Annotated in this window: 1 protein-coding gene and 1 pseudogene; both read left to right on the top strand. The window is 46.7% G+C overall.

All coding sequences use genetic code 11. The annotated features are described in order from the left end of the window. Positions 1–409, top strand: a pseudogene (locus ACWHAR_RS29150) (PTS mannitol transporter subunit IIBC); the annotation flags it as partial. A 66-nt stretch (positions 410–475) separates the two neighbouring features. Beyond that, positions 476–612: PTS sugar transporter subunit IIA (locus ACWHAR_RS29145; RefSeq protein ID WP_452088707.1), on the top strand; the 137-nt coding region annotated here is incomplete at its 3' end.

Raw genomic sequence — 612 nt, 5'->3', positions numbered from 1 at the left:
AACGTCTAAAGCCGGCGAAGAAGATTTGACGGCCGCGGCGGAAAAAATGCAGCAAATGAAAGGCAAGAAGAGCCAGGCCGTTTCTGCATTGACTTCGGCTGACGAAGCGGAAGAATCAGCGGCTCCGTACGAAAATGTCAGCAAGATCATCTTCGCGTGTGATGCCGGAATGGGCTCCAGTGCGATGGGGGCATCAATTTTGAAAAACAAAGTCAAAAAAGCAGAACTCGATATCGACGTATCCAATACATCGATCAATAATCTGCCGGAAGATGCCGATATCGTCATCACGCATAAAGACTTAACGGAACGCGCAAAAGCGAAGCTTCCAAGCGCCAGACACATATCGGTGGAAAACTTCCTTAACAGTCCAAAATACGACGAACTGATCAATCAGCTTAAAAAGTAAAGTTTGAGAACCCGTGAGCCTGAAAATCAGGCTCACACAACATGTATGAAAGAGAGTGATTTCCCAATGAAACCAGTACTTGCAAAAGAAAACATTCATCTCAATCAATCTGCCGCAACGCAGGAAGAAGCGATCAGACTGGCCGGAAAGGCGCTGGTTGACGCCGGCTATGTTACCGCGGATTATATCGAGAAAATGTTGGA

The organism is Bacillus sp. LR--39 (assembly GCF_053613335.1).
The sequence above is the reverse complement of the archived record's forward strand: the minus strand, read 5'-3'. Positions and strand labels throughout refer to the sequence as shown.